The 15,371-nt window shown below is 61.9% G+C and carries 13 protein-coding genes; 10 read left to right on the top strand and 3 right to left on the bottom strand.

Going from position 1 to position 15,371, the window contains the following annotated elements; all coding sequences use genetic code 11:
* The 4 genes from CBB63_RS14850 to ntrX all read left to right on the top strand — a co-directional run.
* Positions 1-364 (top strand): ATP-binding protein (locus CBB63_RS14850; protein WP_286699693.1); only part of this gene is annotated, 364 nt, incomplete at its 5' end.
* Between the two features lie 2 nt (positions 365-366).
* Entirely contained in the window at positions 367-1,740 is a 1,374-nt protein-coding gene (locus tag CBB63_RS14845) for a response regulator (RefSeq protein ID WP_286699692.1), read from the top strand.
* Between the two features lie 132 nt (positions 1,741-1,872).
* Positions 1,873-4,095, top strand: coding sequence for a sensor histidine kinase NtrY-like (locus CBB63_RS14840; RefSeq protein WP_286699697.1), 2,223 nt, complete (start codon positions 1,873-1,875; stop codon positions 4,093-4,095).
* Positions 4,088-5,500: a nitrogen assimilation response regulator NtrX gene (ntrX, locus tag CBB63_RS14835; protein ID WP_286699691.1), complete on the top strand. Its 1,413-nt coding sequence runs from the start codon at positions 4,088-4,090 to the stop codon at positions 5,498-5,500. The genes CBB63_RS14840 and ntrX overlap by 8 nt, the downstream gene beginning before the upstream one ends.
* 9 nt (positions 5,501-5,509) lie before the next feature.
* Here the strand turns inward: ntrX and CBB63_RS14830 are convergent, their stop codons facing one another.
* A complete protein-coding gene (locus CBB63_RS14830; RefSeq protein WP_286699690.1) occupies positions 5,510-5,980 on the bottom strand; it encodes a hypothetical protein in 471 nt (156 codons plus the stop codon).
* Between the two features lie 153 nt (positions 5,981-6,133).
* Here CBB63_RS14830 and trkA point away from each other — a divergent pair, with 153 nt between their 5' ends.
* From trkA to CBB63_RS14805, 5 genes are all read left to right on the top strand, one after another.
* Positions 6,134-7,510, top strand: a complete 1,377-nt coding sequence (gene trkA, locus CBB63_RS14825) for a Trk system potassium transporter TrkA (protein WP_005853494.1) — start codon at positions 6,134-6,136, stop codon at positions 7,508-7,510.
* Between the two features lie 34 nt (positions 7,511-7,544).
* Positions 7,545-9,080 (top strand): TrkH family potassium uptake protein, encoded by a 1,536-nt coding sequence (locus CBB63_RS14820; RefSeq protein ID WP_005853496.1) that lies wholly within the window; start codon positions 7,545-7,547, stop codon positions 9,078-9,080.
* Positions 9,081-9,221: 141 nt separating this feature from the next.
* Positions 9,222-9,461: an RNA chaperone Hfq gene (gene hfq, locus CBB63_RS14815; RefSeq protein ID WP_005853497.1), complete on the top strand. Its 240-nt coding sequence runs from the start codon at positions 9,222-9,224 to the stop codon at positions 9,459-9,461.
* Positions 9,458-10,756 carry a GTPase HflX gene (gene hflX / locus CBB63_RS14810; protein WP_502695948.1) on the top strand — a complete coding sequence of 433 codons (1,299 nt, stop codon included), beginning with the start codon at positions 9,458-9,460 and terminating at the stop codon, positions 10,754-10,756. Before hfq ends, hflX begins: the two co-directional genes overlap by 4 nt.
* A gap of 113 nt (positions 10,757-10,869) precedes the next feature.
* Complete coding sequence (locus CBB63_RS14805; RefSeq protein WP_005853501.1) at positions 10,870-11,271, top strand: DUF2177 family protein; 402 nt, start codon at positions 10,870-10,872, stop codon at positions 11,269-11,271.
* Between the two features lie 75 nt (positions 11,272-11,346).
* Here CBB63_RS14805 and CBB63_RS14800 read toward each other — a convergent pair whose 3' ends face one another.
* Both CBB63_RS14800 and CBB63_RS14795 read right to left on the bottom strand, forming a co-directional pair.
* Positions 11,347-11,910: a pseudouridine synthase gene (locus CBB63_RS14800; RefSeq protein ID WP_037944262.1), complete on the bottom strand. Its 564-nt coding sequence runs from the start codon at positions 11,908-11,910 to the stop codon at positions 11,347-11,349.
* The gene (locus CBB63_RS14795) at positions 11,907-14,375 is read right to left on the bottom strand and encodes a penicillin acylase family protein (protein ID WP_286699688.1); all 2,469 of its coding nucleotides are present in this window, start codon (positions 14,373-14,375) and stop codon (positions 11,907-11,909) included. The genes CBB63_RS14800 and CBB63_RS14795 overlap by 4 nt, the downstream gene beginning before the upstream one ends.
* A gap of 98 nt (positions 14,376-14,473) precedes the next feature.
* Here CBB63_RS14795 and CBB63_RS14790 point away from each other — a divergent pair, with 98 nt between their 5' ends.
* Positions 14,474-15,346, top strand: coding sequence for an NAD(P)-dependent oxidoreductase (locus CBB63_RS14790; RefSeq protein ID WP_286699687.1), 873 nt, complete (start codon positions 14,474-14,476; stop codon positions 15,344-15,346).
* The last annotated feature ends 25 nt before the right edge of the window (positions 15,347-15,371 follow it).

Here is a 15,371-nt window from a genome sequence, read left to right as displayed (position 1 = left end):
GATCAAGAACGCGTCAGAGGCGGCAGGCCCCTCGGGCGGGACGATCCGGTTGCACAGCTACTATGAACATTCGTTCCGCATGCGCCGATCCGACGGCACGGCGCAATCGTTGCCCTTGCAGATCGAAGTCATCGACGACGGCCCCGGTCTACCAGAGGCGATCCGCGCTGACGTGTTCGAACCCTTCGTATCCGGGCGCGAGAACGGCACCGGGCTGGGGCTGGCGCTGGTGAGCAAGATCATTTCCGACCACGGCGGCTGGATCACGGTGGATTCTGTGCCCGGCAAGACCGTGTTCCGCATCTCACTGCCGCGGGCCGATAAGACCCAAATTGAAAATACCGCTTCCGATCAGGAGAATTAACGATGGATGGCACCGTTCTGGTCGCTGATGACGACCGCACAATCCGCACCGTTCTGACACAGGCACTGACCCGCGCGGGCTGCAAGGTGCACGCGACATCCAGCCTGACNACCCTGATGCGTTGGGTGGGCGAGGGCAAAGGCGACGTTGTGATCTCGGATGTGGTGATGCCCGACGGNAATGGGCTCGAGATGCTGCCCAAGATCGCGCAGGACCGCCCCGGTTTGCCCGTCATCGTGATCTCGGCGCAGAACACCATCATGACCGCGATCAAGGCGGCAGAGGCGGAAGCCTATGACTACCTGCCCAAGCCTTTCGANCTGCCTGACCTGATGAAACGNACNGCCCGCGCNCTNGANCGCAGNGGNCCNNCNCGNCGTCCGGCGCAGACNAGCTCTGACAGCGATGGGGACCGCGATGATCTGCCGCTGGTGGGGCGCACGCCGGTGATGCAGGCGCTCTACCGCGTGGTGGCGCGGGTGATGAACACGGATCTGCCGGTGTTGATCTGGGGCGAATCCGGCACAGGAAAGTCGCTGATTGGCAAGGCGATCCACGATTTTTCGGACCGGCGGAACCTGCCCTTTGTCACCGTCATCTCGGCCGAGTTGCAAGACCTTGAAGGCCCGACNCGTGTCTTGGCGNGGGTCCGCGGCGGGACGCTGCTGATTGACGAGATCGGNGATTTCTCGGAAGAGATTCAGGCCCGTATCGCACGCATGATGGACACGCCCGGCGAACATGCGCCGCGGTTCCTTGCCACCAGCCAATCGGATCTGGCCGCCGCGATGAANGCGGGCACCCTACGGCGCGATCTGTATTATCGTCTNTCGGGGGCGACGCTGCATGTGCCCGCGCTGCGCGACCGCGTGGATGATATTGCCTTGCTTGCCGCGCATTTCCTTGAACGGTCCGAAACCGGCAATACCGCGCCGCGCGCCCTGTCCGAAGGGGCGGCGAAGGTCTTTGCCAACTATCAATGGCCCGGCAANGTGCGACAGTTGGAACACGCGATGCGGCAACTGGCGCTGACCAGCCGCGCGCCCGAAATCACCCAATCCGAGGCAGAGCATGTGCTGGGGGCGCAACCCGACCCCGAACCGCTGCGCGCGCAGGCCAATACCGAAAAGCTCGGCGCGTCGGTCGAACGTCACCTNCAGNGNTACTTTGACCAGCACGGATCNATGCTGCCGCCCCCCGGGCTNTANGCCCGTATCCTGCGCGAGATCGAAGCCCCGTTGATCGAGATCGCCCTTGCCGCNACCGCTGGNAATCAGGCGAAATGTGCAGACCTTCTGGGAATCAACCGCAATACGCTGAGAAAAAAGATCACGGACCTCGATATTGAGGTGACACGCGGTCGAAAAATGATGTAAAAGCGCCACATAACCGTGGCCATCTAGCCTCAAAGCCGGATCAGGACCACAAAAATGGGCGGTTGATGCATAGGTGCATCACATCATCGGTGAGGATAGCGGGTGCTTACCCGGTCACGCAGCTATTATCTTATGCGGCTTGAGCGCCTGCGCCGGATCAGGCGCGTGCGCAATCTGGCGACCCTGGGNCTTGTNGTTCTGGGGCCGGTGCTGGCGCTTGTCACCTATCTGGTGCTCGGCCCGCTTGAACAAGGCGGAAACACCCCCAGCCTGCGCATCATTCTGCTGATCGATCTGGTCTATATCCTGCTCGTCGCCGCCCTTGTGCTGAGCGAGGTCGCGCGGCTGGTGGCGGCGCGGCGGGCGAAGTCTGCGGGCTCNCGGTTGCACCTGCGTCTGACGGGGGTNTTCGCGCTGATGGCGCTGATCCCGACGGTGAGTGTTGCGATCTTCGCGGGGCTGACGATCAACGTCGGGCTTGAAGGCTGGTTCTCGGATCGGGTGCGGTCGGTGGTGGGCAATTCGCTGGCCGCCGCCGAAGCCTATGAGAACGAGCAAAGCGACGATCTGCGCGAAGATGCCATCGCCTTGGCCCGCGCGATTGATCAAGCGCGCACGCAGGGCGTTGATGTACCTGACACCCAGCTTTTGGCGGACGGGCAACGCCTGATCCAGCGCGGCTTGCGCGAGGCCTATATGATCGACGGCACCGGCCAGATCCGCGCGCGCGGCGACCGGTCCTATCTGTTCGATTTCGAAGAACCGACACCCGAACAGATCCGCGAGGCACAAGAGCTCGACGGCGCGCCGCTGGTGATCGAGGATTGGGACAACAACGAATTCCGCGCGCTGGTGCTGATGGAAGCCTTTGTCGACCGCTATCTTTACGTCAGCCGCGATGTGGACGGAAAAATCCTGTCGCTGCTGGACGATACCAAGGAAACGGTGCGGCTNTACCAACAGCTTGAAAACGAGCGCGGCAAGCTGCTGTTCGAATTCGGTCTGCTTTATGTGGGCTTTGCGGTGATCCTGATTCTCGCAGCGGTCTGGCTGGGGCTGTGGTTTGCCGANCGTCTGTCAGGGCCAGTNGGNCGNNTNACCGGCGCGGCGCAGCAGGTCGGTGCCGGTGATCTTGAGGTTCAGGTCCGCGAGGAAGAAGGCGATGACGAGATCGCCATGCTTGGCCGCTACTTCAACCAGATGACCAAACAGTTGAAAGGCCAGCGCGAGACGTTGCTGGATAACACCCGCCAGATCGAACGCCGTCGNCGCCTGTTCGATTCGGTGCTNAGCTCNGTNACNTCAGGCGTCGTGGGGCTGGACCCCGAAGGGCGGGTNACCTTCGTCAACCGCTCTGCCGCGCGGCTGCTGGANTGGAGCGAGGACCAGCAATCGCTGGCGCTCTCTGTCGCGGTGCCGGAGTTCGGCCCGCTGTTCAATTCGGTCGTCAAAGGGCAGAACGAGGTCGCGCAGGGCGAGATCAAGGTCTCGCGTCAGGGGCAGATGGAAAATCTGCTGGTGCGCGTCGCCACACGGCGCAGCGAAGACGGGCGGCTAGAGGGCTATGTTGTCGCCTTTGACGATGTGACCGATCTGGTAAGCGCGCAGCGCATGGCCGCATGGGGCGACGTGGCGCGGCGNATTGCCCANGAGATCAAGAACCCGCTNACCCCGATCCAGCTGAGCGCCGAGCGGATCAAACGCAAGTTCGGCCCCAAGTTGCCCGACGACNCCGCCAGCCTTGACCAGATGACCGGCGTGATCATCCGCCAGACCGGCGACNTGCGGCGTATCGTCGANGAATTCTCCAANTTCGCGCGCATGCCAGAGCCTGANACCTCTGTGCAGAATGTCGTTCAGGTGNTGCAGGATGCGGTCGTGTTGCAGCAGTCGGGCCANCCNGACGTGACCATCAGCGCCAATCTGCCGACACAAGAGATACTGGCGCGNGTNGACCAGACAATGCTGTCGCAAGCCTTAACAAATTTGATTAAGAACGCNGGCGAAGCCATTGAAAGCCGTAAGCAAAANGACCCAGANGNCGANATAGACCCGCGCATCGAGGTGCAGTTGACCACAACCCAAACGGCGCTACAAATCACCATAGCGGATAATGGCATCGGATTGCCGGAAGACCGCGCGCGACTGTTCGAGCCATATGTCACCACCCGATCCGAAGGGACTGGCCTTGGCCTGCCCATCGTGAAAAAGATCATCGAAGAACACGGCGGGACGTTGTCGTTGGAAAACGCGCCGGTCTTCGCGGGCGAAACACATTTCGGCGCAATGGCGGTTATCACGCTACCCCTTGCTGCCCCCACCGGAACCCCAGAACTGGAGACCCATAATGAGTGACATCCTGATCGTTGACGACGAACGCGACATCCGCGAGTTGATTTCGGACATTCTGGAAGACGAAGGCTTTGTCACGCGGTTGGCCGGCAATTCGGACGAGGCNATCTCGGCCATCAACGCGGAGCCGCCNGCNCTGATGATCCTTGATATCTGGTTGAANGACAGCCGGATGGACGGGATCGACATTCTGAAAACGGTAAAGCGGGACAATCCGGATGTGCCTGTTGTCATCATCTCGGGGCATGGGAACATCGAAATCGCGGTCGCGGCGATCAAGCAGGGTGCCTATGACTTCATCGAAAAACCCTTCAATATCGACCAGTTGATGGTGGTGATCCGCCGCGCGATGGAAACCTCGCGCTTGCGTCGCGAGAACCACAGCCTCAAACGGCGCGAAGTCGCGAGCACCGATATGATCGGCAGCTCGACCGCCTTCAAAACGCTGATGGGGCAGCTTGACAAGGTCACGAAATCGAACGGTCGGGTGATGCTGCGCGGCCCTGCGGGGGCGGGCAAAGAGATCGCCGCGCGCTATATCCATGCCAATTCCAACCGTGCCTCGGCCCCCTTCGTAACGGTCAACTGCGCCAGTGTGGCGCCAGACCGCATGGAAGAAGTGTTGTTTGGCCGCGAAACCCCTGACCGTGGGGTAGAGCCGGGCCTGCTGGAACAGGCGCATGGCGGGGTGATCTTCTTTGACGAGGTGGCCGATCTGCCGCTGGGAACACAATCGAAAATCCTGCGTGTACTGGTGGACCAGCAATTCACCCGCGTCGGTGGCAACGACAAGGTGCGTGTCGATCTGCGCGTGATATCCAGCACAAACAAGGATTTGGACGCCGCGATTAAAGCGGACAACTTCCGGCAGGAGCTATTTCACCGGCTCAACGTCGTGCCGATCTCTGTCCCCTCGCTAGAGGACCGCCGCGAGGATATCCCCGTCTTGGCGCGCCACTTTATCGCGGACTTCAACGCCTCGCAGGGGTTGCCGCTGCGCGAATTCTCGGGCGACGCTGAGGCGTTGTTGCAGACAATGGTCTGGCCGGGCAACGTGCGGCAGCTCAAGAACCTGGTGGAACGTGTGCTGATCCTTGGCGACGGCACCGGCCCGATCGAAGCGCGCGAGCTGCCGGGCGAAGAAGAAACCACCGATGAAGAAGGCCGCGTGGTGCTGTCCGGTGCCTTGGCGACCTTGCCCCTGCGCGAGGCCCGCGAGGCGTTTGAACGCGAATACCTGCTGACCCAGATCAACCGCTTCGGCGGCAACATCAGCCGCACCGCGAATTTCGTCGGCATGGAACGCTCGGCGCTGCACCGCAAGCTCAAAAGTCTCGGGGTGGTGACCTCGGCCAAGTCGGGCACGCGGGTGGCGCATGTGGATGATGACGGGGCAGCCGATAGCTGACCCCGCTCGCTACCCCCGCGTCACGATCTGGAAACTGCCGTCGTCATTGCGGATCACGCAGGCGTTTTCAGTCAGCGCGGGCAGGGCGGTTGTGCGCCCCTGCGGCGCGGCCTTGGCGATGCCTGCGGGGCATTGCGGGATCGACACCGGCGCAAAGCCGGCATCGGCCATACATTGCGTTTCAACCCTTTTGCGCAGATCTGCACTGGGATCGACCGTATAGGTCTGCCCGGGCTCGAGATACCCCGCGCGGGAAGTGCAACGGCCATCGGACCGGCAGACGCGGCGCGGCGGGATGAAACGGGGCGGGGTGCGCACGGTTTGCAGCGCCACAGGCACCTGCGCCAAGGCATCGACCTGACATTGCGTGGTCTGCCGTTCAACCATCGCGACAGTGGCGCCGGGTTTGTAGTAGGTGTTCAACGGTGCGCAGGCCGCCAGTGCCACGCCCCCCCAGATGATCAATGCCGTTTTCCGCATATGCGCCCCCTTCTTGCTATGGAAGCAAGTCTGACATTTGAATTGACCCTTGCATAGCCATCTGTCATTCAAATCACTGGCATATCACGGGTCACGCGGGCACGCCCCAGCTGGTGACGCAAGGCAAGGCTTCACGCCAAAGGAACCCCATTTATGAAAGTGATCATTTGCGGCGCAGGGCAGGTCGGGTGGCAGATTGCCCGCCATCTTTCGGGCGAACGCAACGACGTCACAATCGTTGACAGCAACGCCGATCTGGTGCGCCGCGCCACAGATACGCTGGATGTGCAAGGGATCGCTGGCTTTGCAAGCTACCCCGACGTGCTGGACCGCGCCGGTGCCCGCGATGCCGAGATGATTATTGCCGCCACCCATTCGGACGAGGTGAACATGGTCACCTGTCAGGTGGCCCACTCGGTCTTTGGCATCAACCGCAAGATCGCGCGGCTGCGCAGCCAATCCTATCTGACGGCGATCTATTCCGATCTTTATCGTCGCGATCACATGCCGATCGACGTTGTGATCTCGCCCGAGAAAGAGGTGGCGAATGCGGCTTTGCAGCGGCTTTCGGCCCCGGCAGCCTTCGATACAGAGACGTTCATGGACGGGATGGCGCATCTGATCGGCATCCAGATCGACGAAGACTGCCCGGTTGTGAACACGCCGCTGCGACAGTTGACCGATCTGTTCTCGACACTGCGCGCCGTTGTCGTTGGTGTGCGCCGCGACGGGACGCTGTTTGCGCCGGAATCCAAGGACCAGCTGTTTGTCGGTGACGCCTGCTATGTCTTTTGCCACCGCGATGACATCCCCCGCACGCTCGAGATTTTCGGCAAGACCACCAGCAAGCTTGAACGTGTCGTGCTTGTGGGCGGGGGGAATGTCGGGCTGGCCGTGGCCCAGAACCTCGAGGCGCGCGGCAAGCGGGTGCGCACCAAGATGATCGAGAAGAACCGCCGCATCGCGGAACGCGCCGCCGAGGCGTTGGAGCGGACGATCGTGCTTAACGGTGACGGGCTGGACGCGTCCCTGCTGGCCGAAGCGGGCATTGGCCGCGCCGATGCGATGATGGCGATCACCGATGATGACAAGACCAACATGCTGGCCTGCGTGCGCGCCAAATCCGAAGGCTGCCCCTATGTCATCGCGCTGATCAATGACCCCACGCTGGTCCCGCTGATGGAGCCTTTGGGCATCGACGCCTATATCAACCCGCGTTCCACCACCGTCAGCTCTATCCTGCGGCACATCCGTCACGGGCGGGTGCGGTCGGTCTATTCCATCGGCGACGCCGAGGCAGAGGTGATCGAGGCCGAAGTGCTGTCGACCTCTCCGATTGCGGGCAAACGCGTGTCCGACATTGATTTCCCCGAAGGGGCATTGATGGGCATGGTCCGCAAGGGCGACGAGGTCATGCGCCCCCTTGGCACCACACGCATCGAAGAAGGTGACGTCATCGCTGTGTTCTGTCTGGCCAAAGACGTGCCGCAGGTCGAACAGCTGATGCAGGTCTCCATCGACTTTTTCTGATGGTGCCTGCGTCCAAATTACCGGAGCGCCGCACGTGAGACGCAAATCCTATATCCGCCGCGAGATCCTTGAACTGCCGCTGTTCTTGCTGATTTTCGGCGTGTTCAGCGCCTCGACAATCTTTCCGGCAATCTTTGCGCTGACCACCCAAGACCATCTGGCATCGCGGGCGTTTTTCTATTCGGGGCTGCTGGGGGTGATTATCTTTACCCTGATTGCGGTCGCCCATGCCGGACGGCGCGCGCGGCACGGGGCCTTGGGGCCGTTGATGTCGCTGTTTTCCAGCTTTGTCTTTTTGCCCGCGCTGCTGGCGATCCCGTTTCTCGAGGCTCTGCCGACCACGCGGTTCCTGCACGCCTATTTCGATATGGTCAGCGCGATCACCACGACCGGCGCGACGCTGTTCGATGATCCCGGGCGGATCAGTGACACGCTGCATCTGTGGCGCGCGCAGGTCGCCTGGATGGGCGGGCTGCTGATGTGGATCGCGGCCTCGGCCATTCTGGCCCCCTTGCACCTTGGCGGATTCGAGGTGACCTCGCAGGCCGAACCCGGCAACCCGGACGAACGCCGCAGCAATATGGGCCAGATCGACCCGCGCCAACGGTTGCTCAGGTCCGCGGCGGCGCTGACGCCCACCTATCTGGCGCTGACGCTGATGCTGTGGCTGCTGCTGCTGGCCAACGGAGATCGATCGCTGGTGGCGCTGTGCCATGCGATGTCGGTGCTAGCGACCTCGGGCATCTCCCCACTTGGGGGGACGCATGACACCGGTGTCGGTTTCGGGGCCGAGGCGATGATGATGCTGTTCATGCTGTTCGCGCTGTCGCGGCTGACCTTTTCCAAAGACACGGTGACGGCGACGCAAGGGGGGCTTTTTACCGATCCGGAATTCCGCATGGGGCTGGCGCTGATCCTCGGCGTGCCTGTGGTGCTGTTCGTGCGTCATTTCCTTGGCGCTTTCGATGTGGATGCCAGCGCCGAAGCGCTTGAGACCGGCAGCGCCTTCTGGGGGGCCATGTTCACAGTCACCTCCTTTCTGACCACCACCGGATTTGTCAGCGCGTCCTGGGCCGAAGCCCAAAGCTGGTCGGGGCTCGAGACTCCGGGGCTGATCCTCATGGGGCTGGCGCTGATCGGCGGCGGGGTGGCGACCACGGCCGGAGGGGTCAAGCTGCTGCGGGTCTTTGCGCTGTATCGCAACGGCGTCCGCGAGATGGAACGGCTGGTCCATCCGCACTCTGTTTCAGGCGCCGGTCAAGCGGGGCGGCGGCTGCAAAGCAACGGAGCGTTTATCGCATGGATCTTCTTTATGCTCTTCGCGCTGTCGCTGGCGGGGGTGACCCTGCTGCTAACCTTCGTCGGCGCGCCCTTTGCCGATGCGCTGGTGATGTCGGTGGCCACACTGGCGACAACCGGCCCGTTGATGGAGTTTGCCGCCGATGCCCCCATCGCGTTGATCCAGCTGGGCGACGGGGCAAAGATGATCCTATGTGCGGCAATGGTGCTGGGGCGGCTGGAAACCTTGGCAATTATTGCGCTGCTCACCCCTGATCTGTGGCGCGCGTGACACGGCATGCGGCTTTGCGTGCAACAGTTCTGACATTTTGGGGTGGAAAGTCTGTGCGCGGGTCTTCATAGTCTTCCGAAGGGGTGAACCGATCCGCGGTTGCCAGCAAGAACAACAGCAAGAATAAGAGCGAGACCAACAATGGCGGCTGACCGACAAAACCTGCAAGACGCATTCCTGAACCATGTGCGCAAGACAAAGGTGCCGGTAACGATTTTCCTGATCAACGGTGTGAAGCTGCAAGGCGTCATCACATGGTTTGACAATTTCTGTGTTCTTCTGCGCCGTGATGGCCAATCGCAGCTTGTGTACAAACATGCGATTTCCACGATCATGCCAAGCACGCCGATCTCGCTATACGAGGGTGAAGACGCTAATTGAGCCGTCCTCCGTTTCAAATTGATGACACCGCAGGCCCGAAGCGTACCCGGGCTTGGGTGATTCACCCTGACATCAAGTCAGACAATGACCGCCGCATCGCGGAGCCCGCCTTGGCGGAAGCCGTTGCATTGGCTCGTGCCCTCCCGCATCTGGACGTGGAAGGGGCCAATATCGTGCCCCTGCGCACCGTCAGCGCGGGCATGCTCTTCGGCTCTGGCAAGATCGAGGAGCTTAAGCACATCTTTGAAGAGGCCGAGGTTGAACTGGTGCTGGTCGATGGACCAGTAACGCCGGTCCAGCAGCGCAACCTTGAAAAAGCATGGGGCGTCAAACTTCTTGACCGTACCGGTCTGATCCTCGAGATTTTCAGCGATCGCGCCGCCACCCGCGAAGGTGTGCTGCAGGTCGAAATGGCTGCGCTGAACTACCAGCGCACGCGTCTGGTCCGTGCCTGGACCCACCTTGAACGTCAAAGGGGTGGATTGGGCTTTGTCGGGGGCCCCGGCGAAACCCAGATTGAATCGGACCGCCGCGCCATTGACGAACAACTGGTGCGCTTGCGCCGGCAGTTGGACAAGGTCGTCAAGACTCGGGCCCTGCACCGCGCCGCGCGTGCCAAGGTACCGTTCCCCATCGTGGCGCTGGTGGGCTATACCAACGCAGGCAAATCGACGTTGTTCAACCGGATGACCGGTGCCGATGTGATGGCGAAAGACATGTTGTTTGCGACGCTGGACCCGACCATGCGCAGCCTTGTGCTGCCCGACGGACCAGAGATCATTCTAAGCGACACCGTGGGCTTCATCTCTGACCTGCCGACTGAACTGGTCGCCGCCTTCCGCGCGACGCTAGAAGAGGTTCTGGCCGCCGATATCATCTGCCACGTGCGCGATATCTCTCATGCAGAGACGGAAAGCCAGGCACGCAATGTGCGCGATATCCTGACGTCCTTGGGCGTGCCCAAGGATACGCGCAGCTTCGAGGTCTGGAACAAGCTTGACCAGTTGGATGACGACCGAGCCGCCGCCGTACGCGCCCGTGCGCAGCGCGACGACAGTGTTCTTGCCATCTCTGCCATCACGGGTGAGGGGTTGGAGGAGTTGCAAGCGGTCATCGCCGAAGCGCTGCAAGGTGCTGTGCGCGAAGGCGAGCTGACGCTGGCCTTTGCCGACGGCAAGAAACGCGCCTGGCTGTTCGAACAGGACGTCGTGATCGAGGAAACCCAAACCGAAGACGGGTTCAATCTGGTCGTGCGTTGGTCGGCACAGCAAGAAGCGCAATACCAGCGGCTGTAAGGCCGGCAGGTCTCGGGACCATTCAAAATAAGATAAAAAACGCCCGGAAAAGTCGCATTTTCCGGGCGCTGCTGCATATGATTGGGGAGCGTTGATTTTTCCCGGAGCCCCCGATGACTTTGATTATTCTTTATGTACTGACATTCGCGATCTTTCTGGGGCTCGACTTTCTTGGCCTGAGCTATCTGATCAAGCCGGTTTTCAGCCGCGATATCGGCCCCTTGCTGCTGGACCAGTTCCGGCTGCTGCCTGCCTTTGTCTTCTATGCCTTCTATATTGCTGTGCTGCTGTATTTCGTCAGCTGGCCCGCGATTGCACAGGATAAATCCTTGCTGTGGGTCTTTGGCAATGCGGCGCTGATCGGGGCCTTGGGGTATGGCACCTATGAGTTCACCAACCTCGCGACGTTGAAAGACTGGACACCGCAGATGGTGGCGACCGATTTCTCTTGGGGGGTGGTGTTGACCGGGACCTCTGCCACCTTGGGGGTCTGGGGCACGCGGGTGTTTTCCTGACGGTTCAGGGGTCAGGGAAAAGGGGGCCAGCCCCCCGGCCTTTGGCCGCCCCCCGGGATTTTGGGCCATTTGGAATTAGCGGCCAAGCTCGGACGAGAAGCGCCATGCGCCGGGTTGGAGCTTGTGCAGTTCCCAGTCTCCGACGCGCGCGCGGATCAGGCGGAGTGTCGGCAGGCCAACATGGGCCGTCATGCGCCGCACCTGACGATTGCGACCTTCGGTGATCGTGATCTCGAGCCAGGCATCAGGGACGGATTTGCGAAACCGCACCGGCGGGTCGCGGTCCCACAGAGGGTCGGGCGGGTCCATCAGCCGCGCCTTGGCGGGGGCGGTCTTGCCGTCTTTGAGCGTGACACCGCTGCGCAAAGCGGCGAGGGCTTGTTCATCCGGCGTGCCCTCGACCTGCACCCAATAGGTTTTGGCCAGTTTATATTTCGGATGCGAGATACGCGCTTGCAGCGGGCCGCTGTCAGTCAGCACCATCAGCCCTTCGCTGTCGCGGTCCAGCCGTCCGGCTGGGTAGAAGCCTTTTTCATCGATATAGGCCGACAGGGTCGGACGCGGCGAGCCCTCGGTGCCCTTGTCGGTGAATTGGGACAAGACGCCAAAGGGTTTGTTGAAAAGGATCACGCGGTTCATTCTGCCTCCGGTATCAGCTTGGTGATGCCGACGGGGGCGGCGCGGGCAAGCTCTTCGTCCAGCGACATGGGAATGTATTCGCCACGCCGCCAGAGCTGTGCCAGATCGTCGTAGTGATGCGACAGGAAGTGGCCCGATTGGCCCGTCGATGTAATGAACACCGATGAATCCGGATCGGCAAAGTCATAAACCCCGCGAAAGCCTGCGCCGTGGACATTGGCGAAAGGGTCCGGCCCCGTGCCACGGGTGCGGCCACGCAGCAGGGTGTTGTCACCGCCCGAGGTCGATTGTCGGATGTTCATGAAGTAGCGCAACACGGGTACTTCACCCAAGGTCTGGTGGTCGTGTGTGGCTTGGTGTGCGTCGCCCCACCGCAGGGATTCCAGCTGGGTGCCCCATGTCTCGTTGATCCAGATCAGCGCGTCGTCCAGCGCCATGCGGGCCATGTCGGGGCAGGTCTCTTTCGGGGCGGATTGCAGCACGTCGCACCATGCGGCCGCACCGTCCACATCGCGGAAAACACGTTCGATGAACAGCGGATCGACATGATCGAATTCCTCCGCCAGGGCCCCAAGCTCGTCCTGGATCAGCCGTTGCTGCAAGGCGCGCAGCCAGGCGGCATAGATCAGCGGTTCGGGCAGATGTTCGTTCATCTCGCCCGACCAGCCGGCAAGCAGGGTCAGCGCGCGTTGGCGTTGGCGCTCAGACGTGCCTTCGGGCGCGGTTTCGCCGGTGAACCAAAGCTCGGCCCCGATCAGCGGTAGCAGAGAGCGCGCGGTGAAGCTGACCGTATCCAGCTGCGCTTCGATAAAGCTGTCGCGCGTGTGCACCTGGCGGCGCTGCATCAGATTGCGCCACCGCTGGATGCGTTGCGTATCGCCCCAAAGGAAGGACACGTGGTTGGGGAAGGGGCGGTCCACCGTCTTGTTGTTGGTATTGCCGATGATCCCACCACGGGGCGAGAGGAATTCGGGGTTTGCGCTATAGGGCAGGCGGCCCTGCCAGCGGTTCGCGGCGATCCAGCCCGGTGTGGGCATGCGCCCCTGGCTTTGATGCGCGGCGTCGCGGGCNGGCAGCGCGCCGATGGTTTTCATCGCGATGGTATTCACATCCACCAGCGTCAGNTTTTGCGACGGCGCGATATAGGCCNCGCCCGCGGTGATCCCTTCCTCGACGGTCTTGGCCTCCATCANCTGCATGGCCGCGGCGATCGAGGTATCGGCGGGGTCAAGCGCGGTCCAGTTCAGCGCGGCGACATGACCGGGCGGGGTGATCGCAGCGAGGTTATAGTGGCTGCCGGGAAGCACTGGCCCATTGTCGGTCCAGCGCAGGGTCAGCGTGATCGGATCGGCATCCTTGACCGTGATAATCGACGCGCGTTTGGCGAATTTCTTGAACCCGTCGGGGGTGCGNTATTCNTCGCTGTTGTCGGGGTTCAGNTCTTCGATATAGNCGTCCTGATCGTCNGCATAGGATGAGGTGATCCCCCAGCCAAGCGCGCTGCTGCGCCCTGTCAGCACCACGGGGATACCGGGGATNGTGCCGCCGATGACNCCGCCCGATTGCAACTCGAGCCGCGCGAGGTACCAGATGGTCGGNGCGGTGAAGCCCAGATGCGGGTCATTGGCGATCAGCGTCCCGCCCGAGGCAGAGCGATCCCGTGCGGCAGCCCAGGCGTTGGANGCNCCNGCCAGATCAAAGGATTTGAACGGCGACAGCGGAGAGGGATCGAGGGGGATATTGGCGGCGAACTGCGGCAGGCCGGGGGCCAGCTGCGCATATTCGGGCAGGGCGGCGATGCCACTGCCGGGGGCGTCNGGCAGGATATCGGACAGGCGCTTTTGATCGGGCAGCGCNAGCGAGGTGCGGGCGCGCTTGACCTCGGCATCCAGATGCCCCGACAGCTGCAAGGCCATCANCTTGACCAGCGCNACGGAATCCGCNGCGCGCCAGGGNGCGACGGGNGCATCAAACAGCAGCATTTCGGGGGCACCGCGNCCCAGGGCTTCGGTGTTGATCTGNTCCANCCGGGCATTCACCCCGGCGGCATAGGCATCCAGCGCNGCGCGGGTCTTNGGGTCGAGCGCCTGAAGCGANTGCACCGACAAGGTATAAAGATCAAAGCGGCGCAGCAGGCGGTCGATACGGACNGTGGTGGTGCCGAAAACCTCGGACAAGCGGCCTTGNACCGTGCGGCGCATGGTGATCATCTGCCANAGACGGTCCTGCGCATGGGCAAAGCCCAGCCCGTAGAACACATCTTGGTCANTTTCCCCGAAGATATGCGGCACATTGGCGTTGTCGCGCACGATCTCCACCTCGGCCCCGAGGTTGGGCACGCGGACCGTATCGTCGTAGTCNGGCAGCGACCGCGAGGCCAGCCAATAGGCACCGCCGACACCAATCACCGCCAGCACCACCAAGAGCGTTGCAATTCGCATCAGCCACCGAAAAACCACTGCCATGTCACGCTCCTGGGTATNTCTACGCGCGATTGACCAATGCGCGCAGGGTGATAGGTTCCTCTCAGGCAATAGCGCAACTGAATGACAAGGAAAAGACGATGGCAAAGCTCGCATTTTTGGGATTGGGCGTGATGGGNGCGCCAATGGCCGCGCATCTGCAAAAAGCGGGGCATGACGTGACCGTGTACAACCGCACCACAGAGAAGGCGCGCGCTTGGGCAGAAACNCACGGTGGCAANATGGCAGAGACGCCCAAAGCCGCCGCTGAAGGGGCAGAGATCGTTTTTTCCTGNGTCGGNAATGATGACGATCTGCGNTCCGTCTGCGTTGGCGACGACGGCGCTTTTGCCGGAATGGNTGAGGGCACGATTTTTGTCGATCACACCACGGTCTCGGCCGCGGTTACGCGCGAATTGCACGCGGCGGCGGATGCNCGCCAGATCAGCTTTGTCGATGCGCCGATTTCCGGCGGGCAGGCGGGGGCGGAGAATGGCCAGCTGTCCATCATGTGCGGTGGCGATTCCGGTGCCTTTGATCGTGCGCTGCCCGTGATGGAGGTTTACGCCAAGATCTGCCGTCGCCTTGGCGANAGTGGTGCNGGNCAGATGACCAAGATGTGCAACCAGATTGCCATTGCCGGTCTGGTGCAGGGCCTGAGCGAGGCGCTGCATTTCGCCCAGAAGGCCGGATTGGACGGGCGCGATGTGGTCGAGGTGATCAGCCAGGGTGCCGCAGGCAGCTGGCAGATGGCCAACCGCTACGAGACAATGCTGGANGATAAATTCGACCACGGGTTTGCCGTGGACTGGATGCGCAAGGATCTGGGGATTTGTCTGGACACCGGTAACGAGATTGACGCGAGCCTGCCTGTCACGGCGCTGGTCGATCANTTCTATAAGGATGTGCAGAAAATGGGGGGCGGACGTTGGGATACGTCGGCGCTGTTCAAACGTCTGAACGCCTTGGGTTAGGCCCAAAGCTGCCCGATCCGCGATG

Source organism: Sulfitobacter sp. TMED3 (assembly GCF_002167505.1).
Taxonomy (GTDB): Bacteria; Pseudomonadota; Alphaproteobacteria; order Rhodobacterales; family Rhodobacteraceae; genus Sulfitobacter; species Sulfitobacter pontiacus.
This window is presented reverse-complemented; position numbering and strand designations above follow the sequence as displayed.

Coding starts and splice junctions, on each gene's coding strand:
- CBB63_RS14830 (WP_286699690.1), bottom strand. CDS start 5,980: ATGCGGAAAACGGCATTGATCATCTGGGGGGGCGTGGCACTGGCGGCC.
- trkA (WP_005853494.1), top strand. CDS start 6,134: ATGAAAGTGATCATTTGCGGCGCAGGGCAGGTCGGGTGGCAGATTGCC.
- hfq (WP_005853497.1), top strand. CDS start 9,222: ATGGCGGCTGACCGACAAAACCTGCAAGACGCATTCCTGAACCATGTG.
- CBB63_RS14805 (WP_005853501.1), top strand. CDS start 10,870: ATGACTTTGATTATTCTTTATGTACTGACATTCGCGATCTTTCTGGGG.
- CBB63_RS14800 (WP_037944262.1), bottom strand. CDS start 11,910: ATGAACCGCGTGATCCTTTTCAACAAACCCTTTGGCGTCTTGTCCCAA.